We start from the raw sequence: 17,288 nt of genomic DNA on the forward strand, positions 1-17,288 counted from the left end.
GCTTTTTGACTTTTAAGATTAATCAACCATATGGTCGCTTCCGAAGAAGTTTTTAAACATTTGGAAAGTTGTCTCTCTGTTCAGTGCTGCGATCGAAGTCGTCAAAGGAATACCCTTCGGACAGGATTGAACACAGTTTTGAGAGTTCCCACAATTTGCAAGGCCACCGTCGCCCATGATCGATTCAAGTCGCTCATCCTGGTTCATAGCACCCGTCGGATGGGCATTGAACAAGCGAACCTGTGATAATGGAGCAGGACCGATGAAGTCCGATTTACTGTTTACATTCGGACATGCTTCCAAACATACACCACATGTCATACATTTCGATAATTCATACGCCCATTGACGTTTCTTCTCAGGCATACGAGGTCCTGGACCAAGATCGTATGTTCCATCAATCGGAATCCAGGCTTTTACTTTCTTCAGGCTGTCGAACATGCGACTGCGGTCTACCTGCAGGTCACGAACAACAGGGAAAGTGCGCATAGGCTCCAAGCGGATCGGCTGTTCCAGTTGATCAACTAAAGCGGTACAAGACTGTCTTGGTTTCCCGTTGATCACCATTGAACATGCTCCACATACTTCTTCCAGGCAGTTCATATCCCAGTTGATCGGAGTAGTTTGTTCCCCTTTTGCATTGACCGGATTACGACGAATTTCCATCAATGCAGAAATAACGTTCATATTCGGACGATAATCAAGCTCGAACTCTTCTTGGAAAGGGGCTGCTTCCGGGCTTTCTTGACGAGTAATGATAAAACGGACTCTCTTGTTTTCACTCATCATTTATTTCCCCCTTTTTTCTTAGAATAGTCACGCTTACGTGGTGCAATCAATGAAGTATCTACTTCTTCGTAGTGGAATTCCGGTGAATTCGTCGCAGCATTGTATTTTGCCATCGTCGTTTTCAGGAATTCTTCATCATTACGTTCAGGGAAGTCAGGTTTGTAGTGAGCTCCACGGCTCTCGTTACGATTCAATGCACCGATCGTAATAACCCGGGCAAGCTGCAGCATGTTCCACAGTTGACGGGTGAATGTTGCCCCCTGGTTGCTCCATTTAGCCGTATCATTGATATTGATGTTTTGGTAACGTTCCATCAATTCCTGAATCTTTTCATCGGTTTGTTTAAGCTTATCGTTATGACGTACAACGGTTACGTTATCCGTCATCCACTCACCAAGCTCTTTATGGATGACATAGGCGTTCTCAGTACCATTCATTGACATGATCGTGTTCCATTTTTCTTCTTCCTGTTTCACATAGCGGTCGAATAAAGAAGAAGGTACAGATTCAACCGTTTTTTCTAAGCCTTCGATATATTTAATGGCATTAGGACCTGCAACCATACCACCATAAATAGCGGATAGTAATGAGTTTGCTCCTAAGCGGTTACCCCCGTGCTGAGAATAATCACACTCACCAGCAGCGAATAATCCAGGGATATTTGTCATTTGATCATAGTCCACCCATAGTCCACCCATAGAATAGTGAACGGCAGGGAAGATCTTCATTGGCACTTTACGCGGATCGTCACCCATGAACTTCTCATAGATTTCGATGATTCCGCCAAGCTTGATATCAAGCTCTTTCGAATCTTTATGAGATAGATCAAGATAAACCATGTTTTCACCGTTAATACCGAGCTTTTGGTTTACGCACACATCGAAGATTTCACGTGTTGCGATATCACGTGGTACAAGGTTTCCATATGCGGGATACTTCTCTTCAAGGAAGTACCACGGCTTACCATCTTTATATGTCCAGACTCTTCCACCTTCACCACGGGCCGATTCACTCATGAGGCGAAGCTTATCGTCCCCTGGAATGGCTGTCGGGTGAATTTGAATGAACTCACCATTTGCATAGTAAGCACCTTGTTGATATACGATCGATGCAGCTGAACCTGTATTAATGACAGAGTTCGTGGATTTACCGAAGATAATTCCAGGGCCCCCAGTTGCCATGATCACGGCATCAGCTGCGAACGATTTAATTTCCATTGTTTGAAGGTTTTGAGCAACGATTCCTCTTGCCACTCCTTCGTCATCCACCACTACGCCAAGGAATTCCCAACCTTCGAATTTATCCACTAATCCGGCTACTTCATGACGACGAACCTGCTCGTCCAGAGCATATAATAATTGCTGCCCAGTCGTTGCACCAGCAAAAGCGGTTCTATGATGCTGTGTTCCACCGAAACGACGGAAGTCCAGTAACCCTTCCGGTGTACGATTAAACATTACTCCCATACGATCGAGTAAATGAATAATTCCCGGTGCAGCTTCAGTCATTGCTTTAACCGGTGGCTGATTCGCTAAGAAATCCCCACCATAGACTGTATCATCAAAATGTTCCCAAGGAGAATCTCCTTCTCCCTTCGTATTAACGGCTCCATTAATACCACCTTGTGCACATACAGAGTGAGAACGCTTAACGGGTACCAGTGAGAATAAATCTACTTGCGTTCCTTTTTCTGCTGCTTTAATTGTGGCCATCAGGCCGGCTAAACCGCCACCGACAACGATGATTTTCCCTTTACTCATCGTGACTCACTCCTTTTCCTACCATACTTCGAGAGCACTTACTTAATCTATTAGACTTGTATCTATTTCTTCTTATACGAAAGCAAAAATTGCACGCATACCGACAACCGATAATGCTACAAAAATTCCGATCGTAACATATGTAGCAATTAATTGAGAACGAGGTGAAACAGTAATTCCCCAGCTTACGCAGAATGACCATAAACCATTCGCAAAGTGGAAGATCGTTGAAAGAACACCCAGCACATAAAATCCTAGCATGAATGGGTTTGATAAGATGTTTTCCATCATTTGAAAGTTCACTTCAGCTCCGAATGCTGCCGCAACTCTCGTTTCCCATACATGCCATGTAACGAAAATAAATGTGATTACTCCGGAAACACGTTGAAGTAAGAACATCCAGTTACGGAAATAGCCAAACTTACTTGCATTGTTCTTAGAAGTGAATGCAATGTAAATTCCGTAGATTGCATGGAAATACAATGGAAGGAAGATGATAAAAATTTCAAGGAAATAACGGAAAGGAAGACTTTCCATAAAGTGTGCCGCTTGGTTAAATGATTCTTCCCCACCAGTGGCAAAATGGTTCACGACTAAATGTTGTGTTAAAAATAATCCAACTGGAATAACACCTAGCAATGAATGAAGCCTGCGATAATTAAATTCTCGATTTCCAGCCATGATTTACCCCCCTTAATGATAAAATATGAATTCGTTTTCTAATGCATTTTCTAAGAATGACTAGACGACGATACATATTTTATATTGTAACAATTATGTGACATGTTCATTTTACTCCCAAGGAGTGGAAGCGTCAAGAAAACGTATACATAAATTCGACAATATCGCAAAAATATTTTTAATATAATGATAACAAAAAAGATGAGGCATTGCCCTGTTAAATGTTCGAAAATTCAAATAAATATCAAATAAAAGTTATACCACCAAAATATCCCATGGTCATTTTTTTGAGGTATGGGATGATAATTCCCCTTTTCATGTATATAATAGTTTTATAGAAAGAGGGGATTTACTTGGAACAGAAAAAAGAAGAAGTACATCAACCGTCCGTTCCAATCTTCGGATATGAAATTTTACGTGACATGTTGATTCCAGACATTTTAGGAAAGCATACACCCGATATTTTATACTGGGGTGGAAAACAGCTCTCTCGGAAATTCCCCCTTCAGTCATCAGAAGAAATGATATCGTTTTTCGATGAAGCCGGCTGGGGAACTCTTACACTGCTGGAACAAAAAAAGAATGAGATGACCTTTGAAATAAGCGGACCGGTGATAGAACGGCGCCTTGCCTTAAAATCGGATGTCACATTTAAACTGGAAACTGGCTTTCTTGCCGAACAAGTACAGTTACAAAAAAAGTGTGTGGCAGAAGCTGCTGAAGAACTACATAAACGGAGTCATTCAGTTAAAGTGATTGTAAGATGGGACGAGAAAGATAAAGTGGAATAGTCTTTACACAACATACTATTAATACTCTAATAAAGGGTTGCCCCACCAATTGATGGGGCAACCCTTTTTCACTTGTCCCGTTCTCTTCTTGTGGCTGTTATAACGTGACTTCTTCCATTTTCACCGCGTCCAGGTTAAATGCAGTATGTAGGACGCCTGCTGCTTTTTGCATATTTTTCTCGTCTACCACTGCAGATACTTTGATTTCAGACGTGCTGACCATTTTCACCACGATGTCATTTTGGGCTAATACTTCGAACATCTCCGCTGCCACACCCGGATTTGAGATCATACCAGAGCCTACGATCGATACTTTGGAAAGCTCACTTTCATGCTCAACATGAGTGAAGCCTAATTGCTCTTTGTTCCGTTCCAGAACAGCAAGGGTCTCCTCCAGATCTTGTTCTTTAATCGAAAATGATAAATTGGTTGTATTCTGATCGGTCTGGCTTTGAATAATGATGTCTACATTCAGATGATTTTGGGCTAAAGTGGTAAACACCGAAGATAATCCCGTCAATGCGTTTCCAAGTCCAAATACAGTTACACGTGTAATTTCACTTTCAAAGGCTACGCCTCTCACAATCAGGTTTTGTTCCATGCTTGCTTCCTCCTCAATATACGTTCCTTCAACTTTTTCAATACTGGACCTGACTTCTAACGGGATTTGATAATTCTTGGCAAATTCCACTGCCCGTGGATGCAGGACTCCAGCCCCTAAATTAGCCAGTTCCAGCATTTCATCATAGGAAATGGACGGTAACTTCCTTGCTCCTTGAATATAACGCGGGTCTGTTGTGTACACCCCGTCTACGTCTGTATAAATGTCACAGCGCTCAGCTTTCAAAGCAGCCGCAATCGCAACGGCAGTGGTATCCGATCCGCCGCGGCCGAGCGTTGTGATTTCACCCGTTTCTGTCATACCCTGGAATCCTGCTACGATCACAACTCTCCCGGATTGAAGGTGATGCATCATCTTTTCAGTATGAATATTGGTAATCCTCGCATTGCTATGAACGGATTCTGTTTCGATCCCGGCCTGCCAGCCAGTGAATGAAATGGCATCATGTCCTGCTTGGATCAGAGCCATCGTAAGGAGTGAAATGGTCACCTGTTCCCCTGTTGAGAGCAGCATATCCATTTCTCTTTTACTCGGTTGTGATGTAATTTCCCTCGCCAGTCCAACGAGGGTATCCGTCGTTTTACCCATGGCGGATACCACCACCACTACATCATTTCCTCTTTCTTTTTCTTCTGCAATTCTTGACGCAACATTTTGAATTCTTTCTACAGAACCTACTGAAGTCCCACCGAATTTTTGAACAATAATACTCACAGCTTCTCCCTCTTTCTAATTGAGTGCAATTTTACGACTCATTTTTTGATGGTGAAGAGTACAATCACAATCATCCTAAACGTTCATGGAACAGGCTCTTTTCCAAAGAAAAGCTCCTGTGCTGGATAATAAAAAAAGCAATGAGAATAGTATCTCATTGCTTTATGAACATACAGCAGAACAGACAAAATAGGTTCATCGGCATTGTGAGATAGCTCTCCAAGATTGAATCATCTTGACAATCCTACATTTCTTAAACGTAGAACCAGCGGAATCAGCATGAGTCTGAAACCACTTCGGCGAATCTCCCCTTTCCAGGCATCTCGACAGAGCTCATACTCCTCTTTGCCTGTACTCTTGAAGCTCGCACCTCTATCACCACTTTAAAAAGTGATAATGTTATAAATTTTCGTTAATTATAGCATAGGGGGAAAATTGATTCAATGTCTAATTGAAACAATATTTTATTTTATTATTCATTGGTGAGCAGTCTTGTATGAGCATGCGGTGGTTGATTTCCGCTTCAGGTGCTCGCTTTCTGCTGGCGGTGGTGAGCTTGCTAAGCTTTGTATAAGCGGTAGTGTGATGACATGGACCGTTCCTTTTCGCTCCAGGCACAATATTCCCCGGGGAGGAAGTCGAGCCTCCTCGGGCTTTGCCCTGCGGGGTCTCGACTTTTCCTCTATCTCCCGCAGGAGTAAAGTGCCTTCCGCTACAATCCACTCAGTGCTTCTAATGAAACAACAGTTTCTAATATCCTTTATTTCAACTTCTCAGCCAAAACCTTAGCAACGGCTTCAGGAATCCCTATCTCAATAAATTCCTCCACCGTTGCTTCTTTCATTTTCTTCATAGATCCAAAGTGTTTGAGGAGTTGCTTCTTCCGCTTTGGTCCGATGCCATCAATTTCATCAAGAGTAGATTGGAATGCGCTTTTCCCTCTGAGTTGTCGGTGGAAGGTGATGGCGAATCGGTGGACTTCATCCTGGATCCGCTGAAGCAAGTAAAATTCCTGGCTTCTCTTTTCAAGAGGAATGATTTCCAAAGGATTTCCATACAGCAGTTCCGATGTCTGGTGCTTATCGTCTTTTGCAAGGCCGCCAAGTGGGATATCCAACCCCAATTCATTCTCGATGACATCCCTCGCCGCTTCAATCTGCCCTTTCCCACCATCGATGATGATGAGATCCGGTAGAGGGAGACCATCCTTCAAGACTCTCGTATACCGTCTGCGAACAACCTCACGCATGGAATCATAATCATCAGGACCCTTCACGGTTTTGATTTTGTACTTTCGATATTCTTTCTTCGCGGGTTTCCCGTCAAGAAACACAATCATGGCAGATACGGGATCGGAACCTTGGATATTCGAGTTATCAAATGCTTCGATCCGGAAGGGAGTATAAATGCCCATATGTTCCCCAAGGCGCTCAATTGCCTTAATCGTTCTTTCCTCATCTCTTTCGATCAGGGCGAACTTTTCTTCCAGGGCCTGCTTCGCATTTTTCTCGGCAAGTTTCACAAGCTCCCTCTTCTTCCCCCGCTTTGGCTGGGTGATTTTCACGTCTAACAGCTTAGCAGCCAATTCCTCATCAATCACTTCCGGCAAAAATATTTCCTTTGGCTTAAAGTGATTTGATTTAGAATAAAACTGTCCTAGGAACGTAAGAAATTCATCCTCCGGTTCATTGTATAGAGGGAACAGTGACACATCCCGTTCAATGAGCTTACCTTGTCGTACGAAGAATACTTGAACACACATCCAGCCTTTATCGACGGAATAGCCAAAAACATCTCGATCGGTGAAATCGGTCATGGTCATTTTCTGCTTTTCCATCGTCGCTTCAATATGGAGAATCTGATCGCGGAATTCCTTCGCTCTTTCAAATTCCAGATTTTCAGATGCTTCATTCATTTTCACCGTAAGTTGATTCTTAATGTCCTTGTAACCTCCATTTAAGAATCGGGAAATTTCGTCAGTCATTTCACGGTACGTATCTTTGCTCACTTCTTTAATACAAGGAGCAAGACATTGGCCCATGTGATAGTACAAACACGCCCGATCAGGAAGGGTGGAACATTTCCGTAACGGATACAGACGATCCAGCAGCTTTTTGGTTTCATTAGCGGCCCCTACGTTTGGATAGGGACCAAAGTACCGCCCTTTCCCCCTTTGAACTTTACGGGTAGTTATGAGCCTTGGGTGCCTTTCATTCGTTAACTTAATAAAGGGATAGCTTTTATCATCCTTTAACATGACATTGTACTTAGGATCATATTTTTTGATTAGATTCATTTCGAGTACAAGGGCTTCCAGATCAGATGAGGTCATGATATATTCAAAGTCCTCTATTTCGCCTACCAATCGTTGAGTCTTTGCATCATGAGAACCCGTAAAATAGGAGCGCACACGATTTTTCAATACTTTTGCTTTTCCCACGTAAATAATCGTGCCTTGCCTATCCTTCATTAAATAACATCCGGGCTGATCTGGTAATAAAGCTAATTTATTTGTTATGGTAGGGTTCATTGTCTCTCTCCCTTCTTGTCCACCCATTTATAGACCGTGATGGTTGAATAAACAGGATCGAATAACTCCTGTGAATGAAATGATTGGACTTTTTCTATTTTTCCATTAAGGTCTTCAATACCCTGTTGTTTAAACCCTTTAACCACTGCATCGGTCAGATAGACCTCTTTTTGTGTATGCTCAATGTCTTGAAGAAATTGAGCATATGTTAACACACGGTTATGTGAGTACGGAGCATCAAGATACGAGTATACTCTTGTTTCTTCCCATGTGTACACCATAATGGGGCTTTCATCATTTTTCTCCTCGAAAAATGCCGCAGTTTGATATACGGCAGGCGGAGAAGAGTGGTAGCCTGACAACAAACTCACACTTGTTCCTATATGCAAAATGAACCACAGGCTCAGCACGATCATCTTCAAGATACTAAGTTTTTTCATCCATACCATTAATAAGAAAAAACCAAGTAATAAGGACAAAGGCAGAATATGTCTCGGCTTATCGATGTTTTGAGCAAATAGGCCCCAGAAAAAATAGGAGCTGAATGCAATCAGAAGCAAAGTAACGCCTGTACCAGGTTTCGTCCACCTTCCTCCATTTTTGACAGTTACTAAAAAGAGAAGCAGCGTGATGACCATGATAGAAAGTGATTGAGTAAATAATCCGTTCCAACCTATATTGATAAATATATAGTTCCCTAATCTTTCAAAAAATCCTGTATCGGGCTCTACTGTTCCTCCCCATTCAGTAAAGTGTCCGTCTGTAAACCCAAAGGCAATCTGCAGCAGGGTCTTTAGACTTCCTGCATTGGCCGCCAAAGCCGATAGCCATACTCCTTGAGAAAGTAGGAGGAGAGTGAGATGAAAAGCGATGGCTTTCACTTTTTCTGAACCATTTCCACTCTCCTTCCAAAACACAAACCAATAGTATAGGATCCCCGCACCAAAACCGATGTAGGATAATCGTATACCCATCAAAATGGCAAATAGTAGAATGGGAAGAACAGCCGCATCCTTCGTTTTCAGTATGACAGCCCGGTGCAGACTCCATAGATACCACCATAATACCGGGATAGCCGCACCTTCACTCATGGCTTGAACGGTCATCGCACTTGGGTAAGAAAGGGAAAATAGGAAAAGCGTCGCAATGATCGCTTTCTTTCCCGCAAGGTAATGTCCAAACAGCCAATAAACAGGAAGAATCGAACTAACCAGCATAATCGTATTAAAAAGCTGAAGGGATAGAACCGCGTCATCGATAAAGGTGTGAACCATCATTCCCCCGAAAATGAAAAAAGGGTACCCCGGAAAATGAGGCTGCATCTTCAATAAATCAAATTCGAGGACTCCCAGAGCATAATCGACTTCGTCCCAGCTGGAAGCATAGGGCGGAAGGAATATAAGTCTATATATGAAGTACAGGCTGAATACAGCCAGAATACTTATCATCCATTTGTTAATATGTTTATCGATCATTGTTTTTCTCCTGTTTCTCTCCAAATAAAAACCAACTCAGTTTGAAAACCTTCTTAGCCTATTGTAAGGCTTTCTAAGAATGGTTTCCAATCATGAGTTGGTTCAGGGGGATTTAAGCATTTATTGAATTCACATCTTCTGATTTCTTGATCGTCTTTTTCTGTTGTTCCATCCCGGCAGGTACGGACTTTCGTTTAAAAGGATTAATGAGTTTATCCGTTCGGATCAAGTATATCCATAAGAATACGAATCCGAAGTAGAACCAGTAGGCAAGAACCTGTTCAATCGTCGGGTTGTGGCTGTAGCCGAACATTGCCGCCATGAACAGACCGACTTGACCGCTGATCAGAACATCATTACCTGTGTCTCTCTCATAGTGAAGCTCATCTTGAAAGTGCTCAGGCATGATCTCCACAAGATTATATACTTCCGCGGGTTTTCCTTCTGCTGTTGTATATAAAGAGCCCATGATCCCAAGATCCTGCAGGATTCCAACTCCTTGAACAAGTAAGCCCGCTGCGATGAACATGATCAGCAAGCCTGTCACATTAAAGAACGTTTTCAATTTGAATTTCATGGCACCTGAGAAGAACGCATATCCAAGAACCATGGCAAGTAACAATCCACTAAGCGCTCCGTAGCTTGTGAATACCTTCGTTACGTCCCCTCCACTGATGGCAGCGAAGAAAAACACGGTTTCGACACCTTCACGAAGAACAATGAGATAAGAGTGAATAATCATGGCGGATACACTTCCTGCCGTCAGTGCCGCATTGATTTTCTTCTCCATCTCCGTGTTGATTCCTTTAGACTGTTTCCTCATCCAGCCAACCATATGAGTTAAGAGGAGTACAGAGGCAAACATGATTCCGACCTTCAAATATACTTCCGCTCCAAAGCTTGCAAAGCCTGTCAGGACGACTTGGAACAGTAAAGCGACTAAAAAGCTGGATACAAGAGCAAGCAATACTCCCACGTAAACCCATTTCTTATATTTGTCTGCTTTCAGCCTTGTAAGGTAAGAAAGAATCAGCCCTACAATCAGAATAGCTTCCAAAGACTCTCTCAGTGTGATCAAAAATGCTTGGAAATCCACTTTGTTTCCCCCTTTGTTACCTCGGTGCTACTGTTTATTTTTACGTTTATTGATGGTAATCAGAACAATGAGAATCAAAATAAGTGCAAGTGAGAAGTAAAGCCAGAAGCTTGAACTTCCTCCTTCACCTATCCCATCTAAAAACCCAAGATTCTCCTCATTCAAATGACTTTCGTCCGCTTTTTCAGAAGGAATGGGAAATAACGGTCTCAGGGTTTTGATGATTGACTCTACTTCTTTATCGAAAGCCTCGGGATCATTATCCTTGCTTCCGATCCCAAATAATCCCGGATTGCCCAAAGAATTTAACGCAGAATCAAATGAAGCATAAATTTTATCCGCATCTTCCTGACTCTTTTCTTCCACCATATGTGGCTCTAAAACGTTAAAGGTCCCTCTTGCCTTTGCAAGGAGAAGCTTTGCCTGGCCATAGTCATCAAACTGCTCTTGGGCAAAATGCAATCTTCTTTCGATATTCAGCATCAATGCTGCTCTCCAGCTTTCTAATAAAAGATCCTTGTCTTTTTCCTCGAAGGCTTTGTTTATGTCGGGCTGCACCTTTGAAAAATACAGTTCAAAATCCTTTTCATACGAATCATATATTTTCTTTGCGTTATCCCAGTCATCATTCGCTAAGCTGTTTTCCAGCTCTTTATACGCTTCTGCGATTTTCTCTTCTCCTGGATCCCCATAAGAATAAGCAGATGCCTGTGAAGGGATAAATATGTAATTGAGAATAAATATCAATGTAAGGCTAAAAAAAAGGCTTTTTTTCATATGGAAATCCTCCTACATTTTCAATGATAATGATTATCATTATACTTGTCAATACGATTTTAAAGGCTTTCAAGTGATGTTTCAGAAATTTTGTGAACATTATGTTGAATATCTACCTTTTTTACAGGCCGTTTCATTTCTTTCATAATGGCCGGTAACACATTAAACATATAGGCTTTGAACTTGATGAAGGATTGACCCTTCGTCCGGACTCTATATTCAATCGGGACTTCCGTCATTCTGAAGCCTTTACGCATGATATTTAGAGTCACCACTTGAGCATAGTTATAGTCATGAATGATTTCTGCATGTTCCATTACTTGTTTCGAGAATGCCCTCATCCCTGATTGACCATCATGGATCCACGTTCTAAGTAACACGCATTGTAGGAATGTAAAACAATAATTGCCGAGACGGCGATGAATTCTCATCCCTTCGATGGTTCCTTTAAAGCGGGATCCCATCGTATAGTCTGCTTGATTCTTGAATATAGGCTCTAATAGCTCGGGAATTTGAGATGCGGGATACTCTCCATCCGCATCAATCATGACGCCAATGTCAGCTCCCTTCCGTAACGATTCCTTTAATCCCCTTCTTACAGCTGCCCCTAATCCTGAATTGCGCTCCATATGTACGATATAGTCTGCTCCTGCTTCTTTCGCTACTTTAACGGTGTCATCGGTCGATCCATCATTTACAACCAATACTTCCACTTTAACGTGAGGATGGAACCCTCTGGGAATGTCACGGATGACATCCCCGATGGTTTCCTCTTCGTTATAAGCAGGCAAAAAAACAACAACCTTCTGTTTATTCACGATGCTCTTCCTTTCTTCTGAATGCTTCTTCTAAAACAGGTCCACGTGCATGGCTTGGGAATGGTGCTCCCAGGATATGAGCGATGGTACTGGCCATGGAAACAAGACTATACTTTGTCTCTATCTTGCGTCCCTTATGGATATTAGGTCCATGCATGATAAATGGAACGAATCGTTCTCCTTCATCAAGATGCCCATGTCCCCCGATTCCATCAGCCTGCCCATGATCGGCACAGATAAATAATGTTGTATTTTCCATCTTGCCTTCCTCTTTCATCCATTGGACAAAATCTTCAATCAAGCTGTCTGCTTCTTTTATCTTTTGTAAATATTCATCATATAAGACCCCGCGGCTGTGCCCCGTTTGATCCGTCGCGATCATTTGAACGATGAACAAATCGGGATCCTGTTCTTTCATAATATGTTTCGCTTTTCTCATAATCGTCGGATCCGCTTTATCGTTATGCATGACGGCTGTGAACGTATCAACGTCAGACCCCATGGAATCGACCAGATGGGCAACACCTAGAAGCCTTCCCTTCTTCCCTACTTTTCGTAAAGAGTCAAAAATACTTTCGACTTTAATCCCCAGCTTCCAAACCATATTGGAGGTGATTCCGTGTTCAAACGGATACGTACCGGTGAACATGGATGAAAAACACACAACCGTACGGGCAGGATATACCGTTTCCATGTTAGAGAATTCTGTTCCCTCTGCCTTAAGAGAATCCAAAAACGGGGTTTCCGCTTCTTGGAATCGTTCCTTCCTCATACCGTCCACCACAATGACCACTACACGATCTGCCCGATCCTCTTTCCATTCTTCCGCTTCCTTTGCATACTCTTCATACACCTTTGGCTTCCAATCGAATAAATAACGGTGAAGAATGAATGTGAAAACCAAGAGACCTCCAAAAAAGCTCAAGAACTGGACGATTGGCAGCTGCTGGCCTGTAGCTAGGAGCGAATACGTGTATTGCCAGTAAGCAAGTAATAAAAGAACTTTAGGGAGCTGCTCCTGAGCATTCCCGCTTGTAGAGTCACTGTTCTTCAGTACGAGCTTCCAGAACCTCGTGAAGTTGAGCCACGACGTTCCGATGCGTAAATGGTAATATAATGTTCCCCAGAACAAAATCGTGAAGAAAAAGTAAAGACCGACCCCTAACAGGGATAACCCGAGATTCCAATCCCATCCAATGATCAGGTAAGCAACAATCGGTATCCACAGGTAGTTTCTCAGAAATAATGGAAAATCATAAACAAAAAACAATATAAAAAGTGGCAGGGTGATCGCTAAACTAATCGTGAAATTCAACCAGAATGATAACGATGCAACATCACCAATATGAAAGAGAAGCATCGTCCCTACCGTAAAAATGGGTGTGAAGGGCTTACCTTCATTTAATAAATTCCAGCAGCGTGCTGCTACCTTTTCAAACTTAGAGGCGCTTTTCACTTCATGCCCCTCCTTTTCTTTTTCTTAATTTTTTTATGAGAGTTGGGGAAATGGGATACTTCAATAAGGCATAAAGACCGACAGAATATGAGAATACGAATTTTATTCCATGTGTCAAAACCGCAATGGCAATTCCTTTTTCAAACGGTATGGAGAATTGGCTGAGACCAAAAGCCATGATCGTTTCATAGTTCGCAAGCCCGCCGGGAGTAATTTGAAAAACCTGCCCGAGTATGGTCAGACTATTCACCCATATCCCTTGAAAAGTGGATATTCCTGTGCTTGTTGCGATACAAACAGACAGTAAAAGGGCCGCTTCCAATATCCAACTAATGAAAACAAGGAAAAACGCATAGAAAAATCCCCTCCCCTTTATGAGGGAGAGCATGACTTTCCATTGATGATGGAGAAATTGACGTTTGTAATAAGAGATCACTCCTATCGCCAGGGTAACTCCTCCCACAACTAAAAGAATTTCTTGTGATAATGGATTTTCCAAAGCTACAAACGATATCCCCAAAGAAACCAATAGACAAAGTGAGAGAATATCCATCAACCTTACTATAATAACAGATTGTGCAGAAGCTGATTTAGACAATCCTTCTCTTTCATATAAAATATACGAACGAATCACATCGCCGCCTTTGACTGGCAGTAGATGATTAAGTGCCAAGCTGTACCAAAGCCCATACATGGCACTGGCAAGCTTGATGTTATCACCCAATAGTTTTTTCGTGGCCATGCCTTTTAAATAAAATGAAGAACCATAAATGAACAACCCCGACATCACCAGGACGGGATGAAGAATCAGTTGGGATAAAAGCCGTTTAAACTGCATATGGTCCCAGCCAGTTGCAATGAACCATATGAAGTAGCAAACGATCCCGATTCCGATTAAGTACGTAAAATATTTATAAATGCTTTTCATTTTGCTTTGCCCACAGAAGGGTATTCCCTATTCCGTCTTCAATGGTGGTGGTTGGAGAATATCCCAAATGCAATTCAGCCTTGGAAATATCTGAATGTGTAGAAATAACATCTCCCATACGGTACGTGTCGTAGTGTACGTTCATTTCAGGAAAATGGGGACGAAGAATCTCTAATAAGGCAGTCATTTTCACAACCCGGCCACTTCCCAGATTATAGGTTTCTCCCCTTTTCCCCTTTTGTAAGGTCAATTGTATTCCATGGATGATATCATCAATATACGTATAGTCCCGTCCACTATCACTGCCAAAAATGGAGATGGACTCGTTCTTTAAAAGTTTCGATATGAATTTAGGGATCGCCATATCCGGTCTTCCCCAGGGACCATACACCGTAAAGAAACGAAGAATGTTCACATGCATATCGTACATATGAGCATACATATGGCAGAAGCTTTCTGCACTCCATTTAGAAGCTGCATATGGAGAAATGGTCATCCCATCTGCATCTTCTTCCTTTAACGCCCTTCCCGGTTTATCTCCATAAACAGAGGATGATGAAGCGAACAATAAGCGCTTGACTCCCGCTTCTCCACAAGCTTCTATAATATTAATCGTTGCTTTAATATCATAATCAACATACTTCAGCGGCTCTTCCAATGAATAGGCCACCCCCGGCAATGCAGCTAAATGTATGACCGCGTCGGGCTTTAATTTATGGATGATGGCTTTGGTCTTCTCACGATCTACCAAATCCACCTCATATAAATCCCTTGCAGGGAATTGAATCTCTTTCAAATGCTGTTTCTTCCGATCGGTTGAATAATAGGTATGGAAACAATCAATGATTGACACCTGATAACCCTTACTCATAAGACTTTGGGTAAGGTGCATCCCGATAAATCCCGCACCGCCTGTTATCACGATTTTCACTTTCATCACACTCTCTTGACTTTTAGACAATAGGTCTAGTTTAGCACAATTCCCGCTGGAGAATAAAAATTACTTAAAAATAGAGACTGACCCCATATAACGGGCCAGCCTCTATATACTAGATTATAATTGATTCAGGATGTTAAGGATAGCTTCACTGTGCTGCTTCGCTTCATCTGCTTTTTCAGAAGAGATCGCTTCAAACCATTTTTGAGAAAGATCAAACAGCTCTTGTGATTTCTCTTCTCCAAGTTGGTTCTTCACGTTCACCTCTAGCATTTTAACAAACATATTTCCTTCCATTGCCTCTACCTTGGCTGTCGCAACATCACCGGACTCTACAGCTGCTGCAGCTTCTTCGTGATACCCTGCTGCTTTCCCTTTGATTGCTTTTGTATAAAGTGAATTGACTTTCTCAGCATCAATCGTAGATGGATCATTTTCCAGCGAGAAGATAGAATCCAATTCATTCGCGCTAGCTTCGTCTCCACCAGCTAAAGATCCTTTAATCGCTTGAAGGAACCCATATCCTTCTGCTTGCATAATCGCTAACTCTTCCGTATTTCCTTCTTCAACCGCTTTGCTGATTTTTTCAGCATACGATTTGGAAGCAAGGTAATAGCTTTGATAGATGGATTTATCTGTCACTTGCTTATAAACAGCGAAGTCTTCCGCATTTGAATCAGCCAATGCCTCTTCCTGTAGAGACAGACCGTTGTTGATGTTTTCTACCATGCTGGATTCACCTGATAACTCGTATAAGCCATCACGCTTTTCTGCTGTAGGGATGAATACATTTTCAGCTAAATACTTGACCTCAGCAAACTTTGCTTTTGCATCATCCGCTTTATCAGCCTCCAGATCTTCCCCCGCTTGACCTTGTAATCCTTTTTGAACTTGATAGAAATACGATTGTGTTAATTTATCAATGATTTGACGTGCAACGTTTTTCTCAAGCTCACCTGATTTACCGCCGGAAATAGCCGCTTCAATCCCTTGAGAAAATTCACCATTCACTTCATTTACTGATGCTTGCAACTCAGAAGTATAAATGTCATTTACAGTATCCCAATTTACTTCCTTGTCTTCTTTCATCTTCTCTAATTCAGCTTTCATATCTGAATACGCTTTAACCTGTGATTCCGCATTAAGTGTCATCTCATCTTTTGCTTCTTCTTTTGGTTCTTCTTTCTTCTCTTCTGACGATTGATCTGCTTCTTTTGGTTCCTCCGATGCGCTACCGCAACCTGCTAATACAGAACCTGATAAAAGAAATGCTGCAAAAATTTTGGATAAGTCTCTCTTTTTCATATGTATGTACCCCCAGAATGTATTGAATATATAAATGATAATGATTTTCATTTCCGTTTAAAATTATATCGAGAATGATTCTCATAGTCAACGTTTTTTGAAAATTTTGTTCAAACAAAAAAAAACACCGGGGCTGTAATGTCAGCCTCGGCATTTTAAAAGAATTTCTTATGCATGTTTGTTTAATAGTTCAGCAAGTGCTTCCTTAGGTTGGAAACCGATCACTTTATCTACAACTTCGCCGTCTTTAAGGACAACTAATGTCGGGATACTCATAACACCGTATTTACCTGCTGTTTCCTGATTTTCATCAACGTCAACTTTGACGATTTTCACTTTGTCGCCCATTTCGCTATCTAACTCTTCCAGTACTGGAGCGATCATTTTACAAGGTCCACACCAAGGTGCCCAGAAATCCGCTAATACCAGTCCAGAATTTGTTTCAGTTGAGAATGATTGATCAGTTGCATTTGTAATTGCCATTTATATGCGCCTCCTAAATCTTTGAATGTAACGTAAGTATATCACCGTTTTTTGGGGGATGCTATTAATCTGCTCGTAGGTAATATGCCCTTCATAAAACGGAATATACAAGGAATGCAAAAATAA

15 protein-coding genes and 1 riboswitch are annotated in these 17,288 nt (G+C 41.9%); of the genes, 1 reads left to right on the plus strand and 14 read right to left on the minus strand.

What is annotated here, in order from left to right:
- Nucleotides 1-18: 18 nt before the first annotated feature.
- The 3 genes from sdhB to ACCB35_RS15840 form a co-directional block, all read right to left on the minus strand.
- Entirely contained in the window at nt 19-786 is a 768-nt protein-coding gene (gene sdhB / locus ACCB35_RS15830) for a succinate dehydrogenase iron-sulfur subunit (protein WP_044340496.1), read from the minus strand.
- Entirely contained in the window at nt 786-2,549 is a 1,764-nt protein-coding gene (gene sdhA, locus ACCB35_RS15835; RefSeq protein WP_044340479.1) for a succinate dehydrogenase flavoprotein subunit, read from the minus strand. Before sdhA ends, sdhB begins: the two co-directional genes overlap by 1 nt.
- Before the next feature lie 72 nt (nt 2,550-2,621).
- A complete protein-coding gene (locus ACCB35_RS15840; RefSeq protein ID WP_044340478.1) occupies nt 2,622-3,230 on the minus strand; it encodes a succinate dehydrogenase cytochrome b558 subunit in 609 nt (202 codons plus the stop codon).
- Between the two features lie 353 nt (nt 3,231-3,583).
- Here ACCB35_RS15840 and ACCB35_RS15845 point away from each other — a divergent pair, with 353 nt between their 5' ends.
- Nucleotides 3,584-4,021, plus strand: a complete 438-nt coding sequence (locus ACCB35_RS15845; protein ID WP_044340477.1) for a YslB family protein — start codon at nt 3,584-3,586, stop codon at nt 4,019-4,021.
- Nucleotides 4,022-4,118: 97 nt separating this feature from the next.
- Here ACCB35_RS15845 and ACCB35_RS15850 read toward each other — a convergent pair whose 3' ends face one another.
- From ACCB35_RS15850 to trxA, 11 genes are all read right to left on the minus strand, one after another.
- The gene (locus tag ACCB35_RS15850; protein ID WP_374054434.1) at nt 4,119-5,357 is read right to left on the minus strand and encodes an aspartate kinase; all 1,239 of its coding nucleotides are present in this window, start codon (nt 5,355-5,357) and stop codon (nt 4,119-4,121) included.
- A 204-nt stretch (nt 5,358-5,561) separates the two neighbouring features.
- Nucleotides 5,562-5,740: riboswitch (Lysine riboswitch) on the minus strand.
- A 377-nt stretch (nt 5,741-6,117) separates the two neighbouring features.
- On the minus strand, nt 6,118-7,887 hold the full coding sequence (gene uvrC, locus ACCB35_RS15855; protein ID WP_374054435.1) for an excinuclease ABC subunit UvrC: 1,770 nt from the start codon (nt 7,885-7,887) through the stop codon (nt 6,118-6,120).
- Nucleotides 7,884-9,362: a nucleoporin-interacting protein gene (locus ACCB35_RS15860; RefSeq protein WP_374054436.1), complete on the minus strand. Its 1,479-nt coding sequence runs from the start codon at nt 9,360-9,362 to the stop codon at nt 7,884-7,886. The genes uvrC and ACCB35_RS15860 overlap by 4 nt, the downstream gene beginning before the upstream one ends.
- A gap of 112 nt (nt 9,363-9,474) precedes the next feature.
- A complete protein-coding gene (locus ACCB35_RS15865; RefSeq protein WP_374054437.1) occupies nt 9,475-10,458 on the minus strand; it encodes an FTR1 family protein in 984 nt (327 codons plus the stop codon).
- Between the two features lie 27 nt (nt 10,459-10,485).
- Nucleotides 10,486-11,235: a hypothetical protein gene (locus ACCB35_RS15870; RefSeq protein WP_374054438.1), complete on the minus strand. Its 750-nt coding sequence runs from the start codon at nt 11,233-11,235 to the stop codon at nt 10,486-10,488.
- A 59-nt stretch (nt 11,236-11,294) separates the two neighbouring features.
- The gene (locus tag ACCB35_RS15875) at nt 11,295-12,053 is read right to left on the minus strand and encodes a glycosyltransferase family 2 protein (protein WP_374054439.1); all 759 of its coding nucleotides are present in this window, start codon (nt 12,051-12,053) and stop codon (nt 11,295-11,297) included.
- The gene (locus ACCB35_RS15880; RefSeq protein WP_374054440.1) at nt 12,046-13,509 is read right to left on the minus strand and encodes an alkaline phosphatase family protein; all 1,464 of its coding nucleotides are present in this window, start codon (nt 13,507-13,509) and stop codon (nt 12,046-12,048) included. Before ACCB35_RS15880 ends, ACCB35_RS15875 begins: the two co-directional genes overlap by 8 nt.
- 1 nt (nt 13,510) lies before the next feature.
- A complete protein-coding gene (locus ACCB35_RS15885) occupies nt 13,511-14,437 on the minus strand; it encodes a lysylphosphatidylglycerol synthase transmembrane domain-containing protein (protein ID WP_374054441.1) in 927 nt (308 codons plus the stop codon).
- Complete coding sequence (locus ACCB35_RS15890; RefSeq protein ID WP_374057043.1) at nt 14,421-15,368, minus strand: NAD-dependent epimerase/dehydratase family protein; 948 nt, start codon at nt 15,366-15,368, stop codon at nt 14,421-14,423. The genes ACCB35_RS15885 and ACCB35_RS15890 overlap by 17 nt, the downstream gene beginning before the upstream one ends.
- A gap of 123 nt (nt 15,369-15,491) precedes the next feature.
- Complete coding sequence (locus tag ACCB35_RS15895; protein WP_374054442.1) at nt 15,492-16,730, minus strand: hypothetical protein; 1,239 nt, start codon at nt 16,728-16,730, stop codon at nt 15,492-15,494.
- Between the two features lie 117 nt (nt 16,731-16,847).
- Nucleotides 16,848-17,162, minus strand: coding sequence for a thioredoxin (trxA, locus tag ACCB35_RS15900; protein WP_044340467.1), 315 nt, complete (start codon nt 17,160-17,162; stop codon nt 16,848-16,850).
- Between the last annotated feature and the right edge of the window lie 126 nt (nt 17,163-17,288).

The organism is Rossellomorea sp. FM04394 (assembly GCF_041889765.1).
GTDB classification, from domain to species: Bacteria; Bacillota; Bacilli; order Bacillales; family Bacillaceae_B; genus Rossellomorea; species Rossellomorea aquimaris_B.